Raw genomic sequence first — 18,349 nt, forward strand, 5'->3', positions numbered from 1 at the left:
TAGAAAAAAATAGAATCTGTTTAATTTTAACATAGTTTTAATGTTTGGTTAAAAAAATTATATATTCGCAATAATTGACCTAAATAATTAACTTAAATCCTATTGAAACTAATTTTTTAGTGTCGATTGTTTAATAATAAACACAAAAACCTTTCAAAAAATGAAAATCAATTACTTTGGAAAACTTCTGTTTTCCGCTGGATTGCTTACGTTTTCGTTGCAATTACAATCCCAAACCAAAAATCAAGTTGAAAAAATTCGTAGTAATTACAATTTAACACAGCTTAAAACCCTTAAACAAGCAATAAAAAAATCAGAAGCATCAGAAAGAGCTGAAGCTTTAAGAATAGCCAAACAAAAAGGATGGCAAACAAAAATTACCAATGCTGATGGTACTTATATGGAACTACAAAAAGTAGTTAACAACCAGCCAATTTATTACACTACATTTAATGTTGATGCTGCAAGATCTACGAGAACAAATCATTTACATAATGGAGGTTCTTTAGGTTTAGATTTAATGGGTCAAGGAATGACTGCACACGTATGGGATGGAGGTCTTGCAAGAGCTTCTCACCAAGAATATGATGGGGCAGGAGGAAATAACCGTTTTTCTATTGGAGATAATAGTTCAACATTAAACTTCCATGCAGCTCACGTTACAGGAACGATTATTGCTTCTGGAGTTAGAGCTGATGCAAAAGGGATGGCTCCTCATGCAAAAGCTTTAGGATATGACTGGAACAGTGATCAATCTGAAGCTACAGGTGCTGCAGGTAATGGTATGTTAGTTTCTAATCACTCTTACGGTTTTAGAGGAGATTTAGTACCTGATTACTATTTTGGAGCATATATTACTGAGTCTCGTAATTGGGATGAGATTATGTTTAATGCGCCAAATTACTTAATGGTAGTTGCTGCTGGTAATGATGGAAATCAAAACGGATACAACGGATCACCATTAGGAGGTAACAGTTCTTATGATAAATTAACTGGACACGCTACAGCTAAAAATAACTTAGTAGTTGCAAATGCACAAGATGCGAATATAGATAGTAATGGTAATTTACTTTCAGTATCTATTAATAGTTCTAGTAGTGAAGGACCAACGGATGATTTCCGTATTAAGCCAGATATTACTGGTAATGGTACTGGAGTATATTCAACTTATGAAAGTAGTAATACTGCGTATAATACAATTACAGGAACATCAATGGCTTCTCCAAACGTAGCAGGTTCATTATTAATTTTACAACAACATTATAACAATGTGAATGGTAACTTTATGAGAGCAGCAACTTTAAAAGGTTTAGCACTTCATACTGCTGATGATGTTGGAACTACTGGTCCAGATCCTGTTTACGGATGGGGATTATTAAATGCTAAAGCTGCTGCTGAAGCAATTACAAATAATGGAAATGGATCTAAAGTTGAAGAATTAACATTAACTTCAGGTCAAACATATTCAATTACTGTAGATTCTGATGGGTCAAATCCATTATATGCTTCTATTTCTTGGACAGATAGACCTGGTACAGCTACTACAGCAACGAACTCTTCTACACCAAGATTAGTAAATGATTTAGATATTAGAGTAACAAAAGGAGGAACAACTTACACTCCTTGGAGATTAACTGGTGTTACTACAAATGGTAAAGGAGATAACAATGTTGATCCTTATGAAAGAGTAGATATTAGTGGAGCTTCTGGTTCTTATACAATTACAGTAACTCACAAAGGGAGTTTAACAGGAGGTAGCCAAAACTATACATTAATTGTAACAGGTGTAACAGGTACTCCTGCAGTATGTAACGCAACAACTCCTACTGGAGTAGGTGTAACAGGAGTTTCTCAAACTGAAGCTACAGTAAACTGGTCGTCAGTTGCTGCTGCTACTTACAGTGTAAGATATCGTGAAGTTGGTACTTCATCTTGGACTACAAGTAGCGCTACAAGTACTTCGGCTGATTTATCAGGATTATCTGCTTCTACTCAATATGAAGTACAGGTTCGTAGTGTTTGTTCTGATGGATCAACTTCTTCATACAGTTCTTCTGTAACGTTTACTACAGATGCACCAGTACCTTGTCAATCGTTACCTTACAGTGAAAGCTTTGAGTCAAATGAGGGATGGACTCAAGTTGGTGGTGATGATGGAGATTGGGTAAGAGATGCTAGTGGTACTCCATCTTCTGGTACAGGACCAAGTAATGGGGCAAACGGAAGTTTTTATATGTTCTTAGAAGCATCTACTAATGGTAGTACAGGGCAAATAGGGAACAATGCAACAGCTATTTTAGAAAGTCCTTGTTTTGATCTTTCTAGCGAAAGCAGTGCTACTTTCTCGTTTAGTAATCATATGTATGGTACAAGTGTTGGTTCTTTAACATTACAAGCTTCAACAGGAGGTGCTTGGGCAACTATCTGGTCTGATTCAGGTAATAAAGGAAATCAGTGGAATGATGTTTCTGTAAACTTAAGTTCTTATTTAGGACAAAACTCAGTAAGCTTCAGATTTGTTGGAACTACTGGTTCAAGTTGGTCTAGTGATATTGCAATTGATAATATTTCAATTACTGCTGGTGGAGGTGGAGATCCAGATCCTGGATGTGCTTCTTTAGATTTTAATGATTATACAATCACTTCTTTTTCTAATCAAGATTCAGCAGGAAACTTCTCTATTGGTAGTGGAGGATCTTCATTAACATTAACAAATAATACTTGGAAATATATTCCTTTAGATTACACAGTAACAGCTAATACTGTAATTGAGTTTGAGTTTAGTAGTACATCTCAAGGTGAAATTCACGGTATTGGTTTTGAAAATGATAACTCATTAACTTCTAGTAGATACTTTAAAGTACATGGTACTCAAAACTATGGAGTTACTAATTTTGATAATTATGCTGGTGGAACGCAAACGTACGTTATTCCTGTTGGAGATTCATATACAGGAAGTATGGATAGATTAGTGTTTATAAATGATAATGATGCTGGTTCTGGTAATAATTCTACATTCTCAAATGTAAAAATTTATGAAGGATCTTGTGGAAATTCAGCATTCTTACTAACAACTTTTGGAACTAGAACAGATGTTTTAGGAGATCAAGATGAGGATGTGTTTACATCGGTTCAGGTTGCTCCAAATCCAGTAAACAAAGGAAGTTTATTAAAGATAATCGGTTCAAATTCAAGTTTAACTAATACTACATATTCGGTAATTAATATGATAGGTCAGGTAGTAGAAAAAGGAAGCTTAAATGAAAGTAGAGCTATTAATGTAGATCAAATTAAATCGGGAGTTTATATTCTTAGATTAGAAAATGAGTTTACAAAAACAAATCGACGATTTATTGTAAAATAAAGGTTTGGTTTAAAGCTTAACCACATTTTGTTTAACCTCTTGAAATTCGTTTCAAGAGGTTTTTTGTTTTTTAATAGTTTGCGAATATCATAATGGTTTTAACAACTGTTTTTTTTAGTGAATTTTGAATTGTACTTAGGCTTTTTTAGCTATTGTTAGCAAGGCAGTTTTGCGTTAAAAAGTTGTTGTTTTTGTACTTAGTTGTTTTTTTTGATTTTTAAGTGAAGTGAGGAATTGATTTTTAAATTGAACAAAACATCAATTATTTAATGTCTTGATTTCAGAATAAACAAAGAATAACGAAAAATTACCGTAAGTTAATTGTGGGATTCGTAAGAAAAGGGTTTAAATATTGAAAAATATTCATTAAAAAAGTTAATATAAGAAAATCCGATAAAAATTGCAAAAAAAAATCACCCTTTTTTCTGTTTGAACAAAAAAAATATATATTTGGCAAAATAATTAACAATAAGTTAACTTTTATTGTTGGTTATGTTAAAACTAAATAACCATATAAACCCTTCTTAAAATGAGAAACTATTACGTAGGAAAATTCCTTTTTTCTGCTGCTGTGTTGGCTTCTTGCATACAAGGACACGCACAAAGTAAAAAGCAGGCGGATCAAATTCGTAAAAATTACAATTTGACAAAGCTTGAAGGTTTAAAAAAGACATTTGTTGAAAAAGCTGCTACTGAAAAGCAGAAAGCTGTTCAATTAGCTAAACAAAACGGATGGAAAACAAAACTTACTACAGAAGACAACCGAGTTTTAGAATTACAAAGAGTAGTTAACGGTAAACCAATCTATTATTCAACTTTTAACGTAGACGCTGCAAGATCTACAAGAACAAATCACTTAAATAGTGGAGGTTCTTTAGGTTTAAACTTGATGGGGCAAGGTATGACAGCACACGTTTGGGATGGTGGTATTGCTAGAGCATCTCACCAAGAGTATGATGGAGCAGGAGGTACTAACCGTTTTTCTGTTGGTGATGGAAGTTCTTCTTTAAACTTTCACGCAGCACACGTTACAGGAACTATTATAGCTTCAGGTGTTCAGGCAGATGCTAAAGGTATGGCTCCGCATGCAGATGCTGTTGGTTATGACTGGAACAACGATCAAGCAGAGGCTACAACCGCAGCTTCAAATGGTATGTTAGTATCTAATCACTCTTACGGTTTTGCTGCAAGAAACCCTAACACTGGTCAGGTTCAATTACCACAATACTTCTTTGGAGGTTATATTGACGAGTCAAGAGCTTGGGATGAGATTTTGTTTAATGCACCTAACTATTTAATGGTAGTAGCTGCAGGTAACGATGGAAATGATAATACTGCAAATACAAACCCAACTGGAGGTAACGGATTTGATAAGTTAACAGGTCATTCAACTTCTAAAAACAACCTAGTAGTTGCAAATGCACAAGATGCTAACGTAGATTCAAACGGTAATTTAATATCTGTAGCTATTAACTCTTCAAGTAGTGAAGGACCTACAGATGATTTCCGTATCAAACCAGATATTACTGGTAACGGTACAGGAGTATATTCTACGTATGAAACTAGTAATACAGCTTACAATACTATTACAGGTACTTCAATGGCATCGCCAAATGTTGCTGGTTCATTATTAATTTTACAACAACACCATAACAATGTAAATGGTAGTTTTATGAGAGCTGCAACTTTAAAAGGTTTAGCTTTACATACAGCTGATGATGCTGGTGTTAGTGGTCCTGATGCAGTATTTGGATGGGGATTATTAAATGCTAAGAAAGCAGCTGAAACTATTACAAACGAGTCTACAGGTGCTACAAGAATAGAGGAATTAACATTAAATTCAGGACAAACATATTCTATTACAGTTGAGTCTGATGGAACTAGTCCTTTATTAGCTTCTATTTCATGGACAGACAGACCAGGTGTTGCTACTACAACAGTAAATTCAACAACTCCGGTTTTAGTAAACGATCTAGATATTAGAGTAACAAAATCAGGAACTACTTATTTACCATATGAGTTAACTGGTGCTACTACTAACACAAGAAGAGATAACAATGTTGATCCTTATGAAAGAATTGATGTAACTGGTGCTTCAGGTACTTATACTATTACAGTAACAAACAAAGGAACTTTAACAGGTGGAAGTCAAAATTACTCTTTAATTGTAACTGGTTTAAAAGGTTCTGGAACAACTAACCCTACACCAGATACATGTGAAAACTTACCATACAGCCAAGGGTTTGAATCAAATGCAGGATGGACACAAGTTAGTGGTGATGATGGAGATTGGGTAAGAGATAGTGGAGCTACTCCTTCAAGTAATACAGGGCCAAGTTCAGCTACAGAAGGAAACTTCTATATGTTCTTAGAGGCTTCTTCTAATGGAAGTACAGGTCAAATTGGTGCAAATGGAACTGCTATTTTAGAGAGTCCATGTTTCGATCTTTCAGGAGTAAGTAATGCTACTTTCTCTTTCAGTAACCATATGTATGGTTCAAATGTAGGTTCTTTACAAGTTCAGGTTTCTTCAAATAATGGAGCTAGCTGGTCTAATGTATGGAGTGAATCTGGTAACCAAGGTAACCAATGGAATGATGTGTCTGTAAACTTAAATAGTTTTGCAGGATCTAACATAAAAATTAGATTAGTTGGTACTACAGGAAATGGATGGAGTAGTGATATTGCTGTTGATAACTTAGCTGTAACTGCTGGTGGTGGATCTACTGCTGATACACAAGCGCCTTCAGTTCCTTCTAATGTTCAAGCATCTAGTATTACAGAAACTACTGCAACAATTAGTTGGTCAGCTTCTTCAGATAATGTAGGAGTTACTGGTTATGATGTATATCAAGGAAGTTCAAATATTGGAACTGTAACGGCTACTTCAGCAAACATTACTGGTTTATCTGCTGGAACAAGTTATACTTTCTCAGTAGTAGCTGTTGATGCTGCAGGAAATGAGTCTTCTGCTGGTTCAGTATCTTTTACAACTACATCAAATACTCCAGCTCCAGTTAATTACTGTACATCTAGAGGTAACCGTTCTTCTTTTGAGTGGATTGATAAAGTTCAATTAGGAGGTATTAGTAACGTTACTGGTGATAACGGAGGTTATGGAGACTTTACTTCTCAAGTAGGTTCTTTAGTAAGAGGAAGTTCTGCTAATTCAATGGTAGTTAGTGCTGGATTTAGTGGTACTGCTTATACAGAATTCTGGTCAGTATGGATTGACTTTAACCAAAATGGAACTTTTGAAGCTTCTGAGCAAGTTGTAAGTGGTTCTTCTTCTAGTGCAGGTGATTTATCTGCTAGTGTTGATGTTCCTTCTTCTGCTTTATTAGGGCAAACAAGAATGAGAGTATCTATGAAGTATAATAGCGCACAAACTGCTTGTGAAACTTTTGATGATGGTGAAGTTGAAGATTATACAATTAATATTATTGCAACTGGTACAAGTAGCTTTACAACTTTTGCAACTACAAGTGATGCTAAAACTTTAGGTAATGAAGAGCCGTTAAAAATTACTACATTCCCTAATCCGGCAAGTAGTTTTGTACAAGTTAAAATGATCAATAAAGGAAATGCTGATAGTACTTATAGAATCATTAATACTATAGGACAAACAGTTCAGAATGGACAATTAAGTGCTGAGCAAATTGATATTTCAAATTTAAATTCTGGTATCTATGTATTAGAAGTTAATGATGGTCAAAAAGAACACAAATCTAAATTGGTTAAGAAATAAAAAACCCTTTATATCGATTACCGATTTTAAAAACCCAAACTTAGAGTTTGGGTTTTTTTATTGCTGAAAATGAAATGAAAAGGAGTTTTTATCAAACCCTCTCTTTGTTTAAAATATTGAATAAAACAAAATTTTTTAGGTTAAAAAAACAATTTTTGAAGTTAAATTTCGGGTTTTGTTGACTGATATTCAGTGCTTAAGCTTTTTTAGTGCTTTATGGAAATGTTAATGTAAATTATAGATTTATTAAAAATCAATAGTGATTTGAGGTAAAAGTGTAAAAAAGGTAAAAAAATTAAACAAAAAACATAATAATTGCAAAATTAAAACTACTTTTTTTGGATTGTATTATAAAAAATCTATATTTGGCGCAATAATTAACAAAAACGCAACCTTTTTTGTTAGTTATTTTCAAACATAAAAACTATATAAACCCTTCAAATAATGATTAAAAATTTCAAATTTTTAATTGGTGGAGTATCTTTGGCTCTAATTTCGAGCATCGGATATCAAGGATACCAATCAATTAAGGAAAAAAGAGAAATTGAAGAAAAAAGGCAAATCCATGCTGAATTTCTAAAAAACAGTCCTTACAACGAAACTTTAAAGTGGGACAAAAAAACAAGAAAACTTAACGGTTTACCTCCAAACAGGTATTTTGAGCAAATGTGGGAGCTTACAATGAACCCTGCTACAGGTAAAACTGAAGATGATAAGCTAATAAAACTTCGTGAGGAGTTAATGGCTAGAAGAGCAGCACAAAGAGCACCTGGAGATGATGATAATGCTTGGGTAGAAAGAGGACCTAACAATGTAGGAGGTAGAACTAGAGTTATTATGTTTGATCCGAATGATGCTACTAACAGACGTGTATATGCTGGTGGAGTTAGTGGAGGTTTGTGGGTAAATAATGATATTACCAATGCTAATTCTCAATGGCAAAGAATTCAAAATGTACCAGGAAACTTATCAGTTACTTCAATTACTGTAGATCCAAGAAACTCTAACACTTGGTATGTTGGTACTGGTGAGCAGTATACAGCAGGAGATGTTGTTGGTAACGGAGTTTACAGAACTGTTGATGGTGGTACTACATGGAGAGCTATCAATATTCCTGCTGCTGGAGGCGGAGATATTAATGTAAACGCAGGAAATGTTTTTCTTTCAGGTATTCATTATGTAAATGATATTTTAGCTTGGGATAATGGTTCCTCTACTGAATTATTTGTGGCTGTAGGAGCACATGTTTATGGAGATTCTTCTGATCCAACAAACTGGTTAGGATTACAATCTGCAGGTTTGTATCGTTCAACAAATAATGGTACTACTTGGAATAGGATTGAAGGTGCAAATATGAGATATGAGTTTGGTGGAAATAATTATTACTTTATACCAAATGATTTAGAAGTAGGTGCGGATAATAGACTTTGGCTGGGAACTATTACTAGTCCTGGTTTAGGTGAAGGTGGAGGAAGAATATTTAGCTCTAACAACGGTGGAACTTGGACAGAAGCTGCTGCTTCTCCATTAGTAGAATCTAATAGAGTTGAATTGGAGCCATCTGCTATTGATAGAAATAGAATTTATGCATTAGCACAAGGTACAACTCGTGCGAATCCTGTTCGTATTTTTGAAACTACTAATGCCTTTAATACTGTTAGAACATTAGCTTTACCTAATGATGCAGATACAGGTATACCTGCAAATGACTTTTGTAGAGGGCAAGCTTTTTACGATTTAGTTATTGAAGCAGATCCTAACGACGACGATGTAGTATATGTAGGTGGTATTGATTTATTTAGAACTACAAATGGAGGAACTACTTGGAACCAAATTTCTCAGTGGAGAAACCTTGGGCTTAGAAATGTAAGTTTAGTTCATGCCGATCAGCACTCTATTGCTTTTGCAAATAATTCTTCTACTAGAATGTTATTTGGTAACGATGGAGGAGTTTACTATTCAAACAATTCAGGAGGAACAATTAATGCAAGAAATAGAGGATATAATGTTACTCAGTTTGTAAAAGCTGCTATTGGTCCAGATGGAAGAGGAGATAGAGATGGTATTTTTACTGCAGGTGCTCAAGATAACGGAACTCAGGCTTTCAGAAACGCTAATGCAGGAGTTAACGCTTCAGTTGAACTTAGTGATGGTGATGGTTTCTACACATTTGTAGATAAAGATGGTCAGTTTATGATTTCTACTTTTACTAATAATGTGATTTATCGTTTCAATTTACCTTGGAATGGAAGAAGTAGATTACAAGGAGGAGCAACTGTTTTATCACAAAACCAAAACACAGGATCATTTGTAAATGAAATGGATTTTGATAGTGATGCAAATCGTTTACTTTCTAATAATACAGCAAGAGATAATGCAGGAAATGTGACTGTTTCTATTTTAAGTATTAATGTAGCCAATAACTCTAATGGTACTTTAACTAATGCAAATTTAGATGCAGCACCAACAGCATTTAGAGCTTCACCTTTTACAAATAACAGATGGTTTGTAGGTTTAGCAAATGGTAGTCTTTTAAGACTTTCTAATGTTACAAATTCAACAGCTACATTTACTGAAATAAACACTCCTTTTGTAGGGTCAGTTTCTTCTGTAAGATTTGGAGCTACTGAAAATGATATTTTTGTAACGATTCATAATTATGGTGTAGTAAGTGTTTGGTCTACAAATAATGGAGGAACTACTTGGGTAAGTAGAGAAGGAGATTTACCTAATATTCCTGTAAGAGATATTTTACAAAATCCTTTAGATAGAGACGAAGCTATTATTGCAACTCAATTAGGAGTTTGGTCTACATCAAACTTTAACGATGCTAATCCAAATTGGACACAAGCTTATAACGGAATGAGTGATGTTAGTGTTACTTCTTTTGATTACTGGAATGTAAATGGAAATAATACAGAAAATAGAATTATAGCATCTACATATGGTAGAGGTGTATTTACTGGAACTTTTACAGGAACAGCTACAGCGCCTCCTCCAACTGGTTCTTGTACTTCAACAGTTAATACTTTCCCTTATAGTCAAGGATTTGAATCTGGAGATGGATGGACTCAAGTTGGTGGTGATGATGGACAATGGTTAAGAGATAGTGGTGGAACTCCATCAAATAATACAGGACCAAGTGCTGCAACACAAGGATCTTTCTATATGTATTTAGAAGCTTCAACTAGTGGAGCAGGTCAAATAGGTTCAAATGCTACTGCAATTTTAGAAAGCCCATGTTTTGATCTTTCAGGAGTTTCTTCAGCAAACTTTACATTTAGCAACCATATGTTTGGTAATAATGTGGGTTCTTTAACTGCTCAAGTTTCTACGGATGGAACTACTTGGACGAATGTTTGGACACAATCTGGAAGTCAAGGAAATCAATGGAATGATGTTGCTGTTAATTTAGGAACATATATTGGATCAACAGTTAGAATTAGATTAGTAGGTGTTACAGGAAATGGTTGGAGTAGTGATATTGCAATCGATAACTTAGCTGTAACTACTGCTTCCGGAGGTGGTGCAGATACACAAGCTCCATCTAGACCAACAAATATTCAAGCTTCTAATGTTACAGCAACAACAGCTACAATTAGTTGGAATGCGTCTACAGATAATGTAGGAGTTACTGAATATGATATTTACCAAGGATCTACTAATATTGGATCTGTAGCTAATACAACAGCTAATATTACTGGTTTAACTTCTGGTACAAGTTATACGTTCTCTATTAGAGCTAAAGATGCTGCAGGTAACGAATCTGCTGCAAGTAATACAGTAAGTTTTACAACAACTTCACCAATTTCATGTACTTCAACAGTTAGTAGTTTCCCTTACAGTCAAGGTTTCGAATCTGGAGCTGCATGGACTCAAGTAGGAGGAGATGACGGAGATTGGTTAAGAAATAGTGGAGGAACTCCATCAAGAGAAACTGGACCAAGTGCTGCAACAGAAGGATCTTTCTACATGTATATTGAAGGATCAACAAGTGGAGCAGGTCAAATAGGATCTAATGCAACAGCAATTTTAGAAAGTCCTTGTTTTGATCTTTCAGGAGCATCTTCTGCAAACTTTACATTTAGCAACCACATGCTTGGAACAAATATAGGTTCATTAACAGTTCAGGCTTCTACAGACGGAACTACTTGGACAAATGTTTGGACTGATGCTGGAAATCAAGGTAACCAATGGAACAATGTTACTGTAAACCTAAACACATATGCAGGTGCAGTAGTGAAGTTAAGATTTGTAGGTAGCACTGGAAATGGTTGGAGAAGTGATATAGCTATTGATAACTTAGCAGTTACAACTAACAATACAACAGCTGCTACTAGCGCTGATGTATCTGATTTTTCAACTTTAGAAGATAATGAACCGTTAAAGTTATTAGTATACCCTAACCCATCTATAGATTTTATTCAAGTGAAGTTAAATAGAGACGATATTACTTTATCATCTTTTAGAATCGTGAATAACGTAGGTGCTGTTGTTAAGAAAGGAAACTTAACAGGTGATAGATTAGATATAACAGATTTAAGTTCTGGTATTTACATGCTAGAAGTTACTGATGGACAAGAAGGATTTAAAACTAAGTTGGTTAAAAGGTAAAAAACCCTTCAGTTATTTTATAATTAAGCCAATTGTGAGCCCAAGCATTACGCTTGGGCTTTTTTTTGTAAATATTATTAAATCAGCTATTTAATTTTGGTTTTGATTTTTAAAAGAAGTAAGTAACTATTACAAGAGGCTCACATTTTAAAATGATTACCTTTGCGATTCTAGTAAAAACAGCTTAAATACAACGAATGAATTACCTTACTGTAGAAAATATATCAAAGTCGTACGGAGAAAGAGTGTTGTTTGAAGATTTATCTTTTGGTATAAGTAAAGATCAAAAAATAGCGTTTGTAGCTAAAAATGGTAGCGGAAAAACATCTATTTTAAATATAATAGCAGGAAAAGATACACCAGATACAGGTCAGGTAATTAGTAGAAAAGGAATTCATATTGCTTATTTGTCTCAAGAGCATAGTTTTGATGCGAATCAAACAATAGAAGAAGCTATATTTTCAACAGAAAATAAAATATTACCGATTATTCAAAAGTACGAAGCTGCACTTCAAAATCCTGATGATACAGAAGCATATCAGGAGGCTTTTGAATTAATGGAACAACATGGTGCTTGGGATTTTGAAACGCAATACAAGCAAATTTTATCAAAGTTAAAACTGAACGATTTACAGCAAAAAGTGGCTGTTTTATCTGGGGGGCAAAAGAAAAGATTAGGATTAGCAATTATTTTAATTAACAAGCCAGATTTGTTAATTCTTGATGAGCCTACCAACCATTTAGATTTAGAAATGATTGAATGGTTAGAAGCATTTTTTGCAAAGGAAAAGATTACGTTGTTTATGGTAACACACGATCGTTACTTTTTAGAGAGAGTGTGTAATGAAATTATAGAATTAGATAACGGACAATTATATAAATACAAAGGAAACTATTCTTATTATTTACAAAATAAAGAAGAACGAAAAGCTTTAGAGGCAGTTAATCTTAGTAAAGCAAAAAGTTTATACAAAAAAGAATTAGATTGGATGCGTCGTCAACCAAAAGCACGTACAACAAAATCTAAATCTAGAATAGACGATTTCTTTGAAATTAAGCAAAGAGCACATCAACGAAGAAACGAACATGAAGTTCAGTTAGAGATTAACATCGAACGATTGGGAAGCAAAATTGTTGAATTGCATAAGTTGAAAAAATCATTTGACGATAAGGTGATTCTTGATGGTTTTGATTATGTGTTTAAAAAAGGTGAACGAATTGGAATTATTGGTAAAAATGGTACAGGAAAGTCTTCGTTTTTAAATATTCTTACTGAACAACTTCCATTAGATGGAGGTAAAATTGTGGTTGGTGAAACTGTAAAATTTGGTTACTATACACAAAAAGGAATTCAAATTAAAGAAGGACAAAAGGTTATTGAGGTAATTAAAGAATTTGGAGAATATATTCCGTTAACCAAAGGAAGAAAAATTTCAGCAGCTCAATTACTAGAACGCTTTTTGTTTGATAGAAAAAAACAATACGATTTTGTAGAAAAGTTAAGTGGAGGAGAGCAGAAGCGTTTGTATTTGTGTGCAGTGTTAATTCAAAATCCGAATTTTTTAATTCTTGATGAGCCTACCAACGATTTAGATGTAGTAACATTAAATGTATTGGAAAGCTTTTTATTAGACTATCCTGGGAATTTAATGGTGGTATCTCACGACCGTTATTTTATGGATAAAATAGTAGATTCACTATTTGTTTTTAGAGGGAATGGAGTTGTGGAGAATTTCCCTGGAAATTACTCTGATTTTAGAGCTTATGAAGATTCTAAAGCACCAGAACCTAAAACTGAAAAGAAAGAGGTTGTAAAACGAGAAAAAACACCTCAAAAAGGAAAGTTAAGCTATAATGAGAAGCGAGAGTTTGGTGTGTTAGAAATAGATATTGAAAAATTACAGAAGAAGAAAAACGAAATAGAAGGGCAATTTGCTAATGGAGAAGTTGCTGCAGAAGATATAAATGATAAATCCGTAGAACTTCAAAAAATTATTGAAGATTTAGAAACCAAAGAAGAACGTTGGTTTGAACTTTCAATGAAGATGGAAGGATAGTTTACTCGATATATTTAAAATAAAAATAGCCATACTTTTTAGTATGGCTATTTTTTGTTCTAAAAGTAACAAAAAGATTTATCCATTTGTAGATGGAGAACAAACTCCAGGACCAACACAGAAACCAGTTGGGCAATGAGGTAAGCCAGTTAAACAAGCTAAACCATTAGAAGCCACACCGCAATAAGCTACGTATTCTGTTAAAAAGCCTCCTACAAGTTCTTTTTGACTGTTTTTGTCTAATTCTTTAATACCTTGGATCTTCAAAATATTTTTCATAATGATGAATTTTAGTTAAAAATTTATTTGGTTATCACTAAAAGTATAAAAAAAATGTATTGTAGTTTGTTATTTAACAATAGTGCTGTTGAATTTTAACTTTTTGTTTAGAGTTGTGAGTTTGTTGATAAAGAAAGATTTACAGACTATTAGTATTGTTTTTTTAAGTTTAACCATACACCGAATCTTCAGCAATTTCTTTATAAAATTCAATAGCCGTTTTTACGTTTTCTAATTTTATACCAATAGTTTTAATGGCAATTTTGCCAAGCGGTAATCTTAATATTGAGTTTTCTGAGTTTACAGATTTAATAATGGCTTTGGCAGCTTTTACAGGATCACCTTCTTGTTTTCCGTCAACATTTTTAAGTTTGGTTCTAAATATTCCAGCCGTATCTGAATAATCATCAATTTTATGTTGTGCTTCTATCAGTCCATTTCCAGCAAAACTTGTTCTAAAAGGTCCTGGTTCTACAATTAAAACTTTAATTCCTAAAGGTTTTACTTCTTCAGCCAAAGCCTCACTAAACCCTTCTAAAGCAAATTTGCTAGCATTGTAAATACCAAAACCAGCAAAGGCTTTAATTCCTCCGTGTGAAGAAATTTGAACAATATTTCCGTTCTTTTGTTTACGCATAAAGGGCAATACAGCTTGGGTAAGTTTTAGTGTTCCAAATAAATTAATTTCAAAAACATTTTTAATTTCGTTTATAGATGCTTCCTCAATGGCTCCAACAAAACCAACTCCAGCATTGTTTACCAAAACATCAATTTTACCAAACTGTGAGATAATCGCATGTACAACATTTTCAATTTCATTAAAGTTTGTAATATCAAGTAGGTAAGCAAAACCTTTTCCTTGGTACATTTCATTAAAATGATCTACTTGAGATTGTTTACGAAATGTTCCGATAACAAAATCGTTATTTTCCATAACAGATTGGGCAAGTGCTTTACCCAATCCGCTAGATATTCCTGTTATAAACCAATATTTCATGAGTTTTTGTTTTTTAAAGAATTGATAATTTCTGAAGCTTCAACACGATTTTTATAATCGCCATCAATTGCTTTTGCAAATAAAATAGTCTGATCTTTTTCGATAATAAAAACAGCAGGAATTGGTAATTCTTGAGAATCATCTGCGTAATGACTATTAAAATCGATACCTAATGAATGCATGGTTTCAATAGGTTTTGAATCGTTTTTAAACACAGTGGTAAATTGTTTTGCTACAATATTCCCATTATCACTTAATACTTCAAATTGTAATTCATTTTTTTCTTTAATGTTTAAAGATTCATCAGGTGTTTGTGGTGATACAGCTACTAAGTTGGCACCAAGTGAATTAATTTCTTTTAAAACTTGTTGGTATTGCTGTAATTGTAAATTACAGTACGGACACCATGTACCTCTGTAAAAAGTAAGTACAACTTTTCCTTTTTCTAAAAGAGATGTTAAAGAAGTGGCAACTCCTACTGCGTTTAATAATGAAAAATTAGGTGCTATGTCTCCTACATTTAATTTTAAAATAGATTGATAATTAGCTTTTAATGTTGCTGCATCTGATTCAAAAACAGCAAGTGCTTCTTTGGGTAACATCTCTCCTAAATTGTTTTGTAATGTTTTTAATCCTTCGGCATAAGAAGGAGTTTGTGTTTGTATACTCATGGTACTTTGTTTTAAATGATGTCTTTATTGACATTACAAAGTTGAGTTACTTTATAGTGATAGAAAATGAACTATTTTAGGAAATTCTCTTGAACTAGTTCAAGATTTTGTAGCTAATCTTTTACGAATTTTACTTAGGAATTCAGCAGACATACCAAGATAAGAGGCTAATGTATATTGAGGAACTCTTTGAACAATGCTAGGATAAAGGTTTTGAAATTCTAGATATCTTTCTTCAGCAGATTTTCCTAAGTTAGATAAAACACGTCTTTGAGCAAAAGCAAAAGACTTTTGAGCAACTAATCTAAAAAAACGTTCAAACTTGGGGTTTTCAGCACAAATCTTTTCTACATCTTCATAAGATATTTGTTGAATAACAGCGTTTTCTAAAGCTTCAACAAAAAGTGATGCAGGTGTTTGAGTAATGTAACTATTAAAATCGCTAATAAACCAATCTTCAATAGCAAATTGAATTGTATGATCTACTCCTTGATCATTTACAAAATAACTACGAAAAGCGCCTTTTAAAACATAAGTTAGATGCGTGCAAACAAAATTTGGTTGCACAATAAATTGCCTACGTTTTATGTTAGATGTTCTTATAATGGAAGAAAATTGTTGTTCGTCTTCTTCGTTTAAAGAAACATATCGTTTAATATTATTTAGTATGTTTTCGTAATCTTTCAAGTATGTTAGGTTTGGTTTTAGATCTTAAAATCTATAAAAAAGAATGTACAAACATTACTAAGCATTGTTTGTACATTCCTTTTTAGTTTATTTTAATATTTCCAGCTTTTTAAGTCGGCATTTTTAGGTGCAACTTTTAGAACTTTATCAACATATTTTTTAATAAACATGCTATGATAACGAAGTCTACTGATATGATTTCCATTTTCATGATCACCATTCCAGCAGTGTTCAGCTCTGTCACCATAATCAACTTCACCATTGTAATAAGGAGCAGTGGTTTCTGAAAGGATTTCTTCTGCAAGATAAACAGCATTGTTTAAGTAATAATTATCCATATCGCCACAATACAAATGAATTTTGTTTTTCCAATCTTCACCATGCTTAGCCCAATCACGTTTTAAAATATAAGCAAGATCGTAGTTTTCTTTCCAAAATTCAGCTACTTCTTTATCAATTTCACCAGTTAAACGATTCCAAATTCTTTTTGGATATCCTTCATTATCGATAGGAGAGTACGTTGCTTCCCAAATATCCCATTGTTGACCAGATCTTCCTTTGGTACCCAATACCAATTCTCTGTAATTCATATCTTTTAACGTAGCATCTACATTTCCTAAATAATCTCTATGACCAGCAACTAAGGTTTTTCTGAAATCACCTTCTTTGTAGTATGCATTTTTATCTTCGTAAATATTTACCAAGCAATATGCTCTAAAATCAATAGGATCTGGACAAGCAGCAAAGCACATTCCATATTCTTTTGGGTATTTTACTTGTACAGCAAGAGATTCCCATCCGCCTGTACTACCACCATAAGTAAATCGAGACCAACCTTCACCAATTCCTCTGAACTTTTCTTCGATATATGGAATTAGTTCATAAGTAATTGCATCACCATAAGGTCCTTGAGCTTCACTATTTACAGCATAAGAATCGTCGTAATATGGTGTTGGATGCTGAATTTCAATAGCGATAACTCTAGGAAAATCAGGTCCTGTCCATTTTTTATAAAAGTCGTATGCTTCTTGTTGTACCATTAGGTTGTAGCCTTTCACTTTAAAACGCTCACTGTAATCTGGTTTTAAATTAGCATCAGGTGGAGTTGTTCTAAATCCTCCAAAATCACTCGGAAAATGTCCGTGCATAATAGCAAGAGGATATTTTACATTTGGATGTGTATCCCATCCTTCTGGTAACAATACATGTGCGCCCAAATACATATCTCTTCCCCAGAAATCACTTAATAACTTACTCTTAATTTTAATGTGTTTTACGTATTTAGTGTCTTTAGGTTCAGCAATTGCAGGTATTTTCTGATCTAATTTGATATTGATGGCAGGAAATTCCCCGTTGGTAATGGTAAATTTTTGTGGAGTTGTGTAAAGGTTTCCAGGAGCTTTGTTCCATTGTTGACCTTCGCCTCTATCCATTGGTAATTTTACAACATGTCCGTCTGCACGATTAAATGTTTCGTACTTATGAAATAAAACTTGTATAAAATATTCTCCAGAAGGTAATTTTTCAAAGCTTTCAATTGGATATCCGAAAGCTTTCATGTCAAATTGAATCGGTTTTTCAGGTTCCCAATTGTTTACATCCATTCCGAAAGCCTGACAAGTTTTAGAATCGTCTCTAAGTTGAAAGCGTGGTTCTGTTGCATTATCTTTAGAGATTAAAACAATAAGCCTTCCATCTAAAGCTTCTTTATAATGATCTGTTGAAAAAGATAGCTGTATACTTTTTACGCTAGTTTCAGTTTTAGCACAGGAAAAAAAGAATAGAGAAGTAACTAGTAAAATGTTGATGAATAGTACATTTTTAAATGCAATACTAGGTTTTTTCATTTTTGGTGTTAGTTATTAATATTTGGTTGATTTTCAATAAATGTTCCTGAAATGAGGAACTGCACTAAGTTACTTATTTCGATTG

Annotated in this window: 9 protein-coding genes; 4 read left to right on the forward strand and 5 right to left on the reverse strand. The window is 33.4% G+C overall.

Annotation, left to right across the window (positions count from 1 at the left end; all coding sequences use genetic code 11):
* The first annotated feature begins 160 nt into the window (after positions 1–160).
* The 4 genes from EYW44_RS08225 (at position 161) to EYW44_RS08240 (ending at position 13,783) form a co-directional block, all read left to right on the forward strand.
* Positions 161–3,364, forward strand: coding sequence for a S8 family serine peptidase (locus tag EYW44_RS08225; RefSeq protein WP_132723189.1), 3,204 nt, complete (start codon positions 161–163; stop codon positions 3,362–3,364).
* A 529-nt stretch (positions 3,365–3,893) separates the two neighbouring features.
* Positions 3,894–7,112, forward strand: coding sequence for a S8 family serine peptidase (locus EYW44_RS08230; RefSeq protein WP_132723190.1), 3,219 nt, complete (start codon positions 3,894–3,896; stop codon positions 7,110–7,112).
* A 444-nt stretch (positions 7,113–7,556) separates the two neighbouring features.
* Positions 7,557–11,726, forward strand: coding sequence for a fibronectin type III domain-containing protein (locus EYW44_RS08235; RefSeq protein ID WP_132723191.1), 4,170 nt, complete (start codon positions 7,557–7,559; stop codon positions 11,724–11,726).
* Positions 11,727–11,923: 197 nt separating this feature from the next.
* Positions 11,924–13,783, forward strand: a complete 1,860-nt coding sequence (locus tag EYW44_RS08240; RefSeq protein ID WP_132723192.1) for an ABC-F family ATP-binding cassette domain-containing protein — start codon at positions 11,924–11,926, stop codon at positions 13,781–13,783.
* A 78-nt stretch (positions 13,784–13,861) separates the two neighbouring features.
* On the opposite strand, the gene EYW44_RS08245 is transcribed toward EYW44_RS08240, so the two are convergent.
* The 5 genes from EYW44_RS08245 to EYW44_RS08265 form a co-directional block, all read right to left on the reverse strand.
* Positions 13,862–14,062 carry a hypothetical protein gene (locus EYW44_RS08245; protein WP_132723193.1) on the reverse strand — a complete coding sequence of 67 codons (201 nt, stop codon included), beginning with the start codon at positions 14,060–14,062 and terminating at the stop codon, positions 13,862–13,864.
* Between the two features lie 169 nt (positions 14,063–14,231).
* Positions 14,232–15,059, reverse strand: a complete 828-nt coding sequence (locus EYW44_RS08250; RefSeq protein ID WP_132723194.1) for an oxidoreductase — start codon at positions 15,057–15,059, stop codon at positions 14,232–14,234.
* Positions 15,056–15,730: a peroxiredoxin-like family protein gene (locus tag EYW44_RS08255; RefSeq protein WP_243643626.1), complete on the reverse strand. Its 675-nt coding sequence runs from the start codon at positions 15,728–15,730 to the stop codon at positions 15,056–15,058. Before EYW44_RS08255 ends, EYW44_RS08250 begins: the two co-directional genes overlap by 4 nt.
* A gap of 99 nt (positions 15,731–15,829) precedes the next feature.
* Complete coding sequence (locus tag EYW44_RS08260; RefSeq protein WP_132723195.1) at positions 15,830–16,417, reverse strand: Crp/Fnr family transcriptional regulator; 588 nt, start codon at positions 16,415–16,417, stop codon at positions 15,830–15,832.
* Between the two features lie 92 nt (positions 16,418–16,509).
* Positions 16,510–18,264, reverse strand: a complete 1,755-nt coding sequence (locus EYW44_RS08265; RefSeq protein WP_132723196.1) for an alpha/beta hydrolase-fold protein — start codon at positions 18,262–18,264, stop codon at positions 16,510–16,512.
* Between the last annotated feature and the right edge of the window lie 85 nt (positions 18,265–18,349).

This window comes from Tenacibaculum sp. M341 (assembly GCF_004337695.1).
Lineage (GTDB): Bacteria > Bacteroidota > Bacteroidia > Flavobacteriales > Flavobacteriaceae > Polaribacter.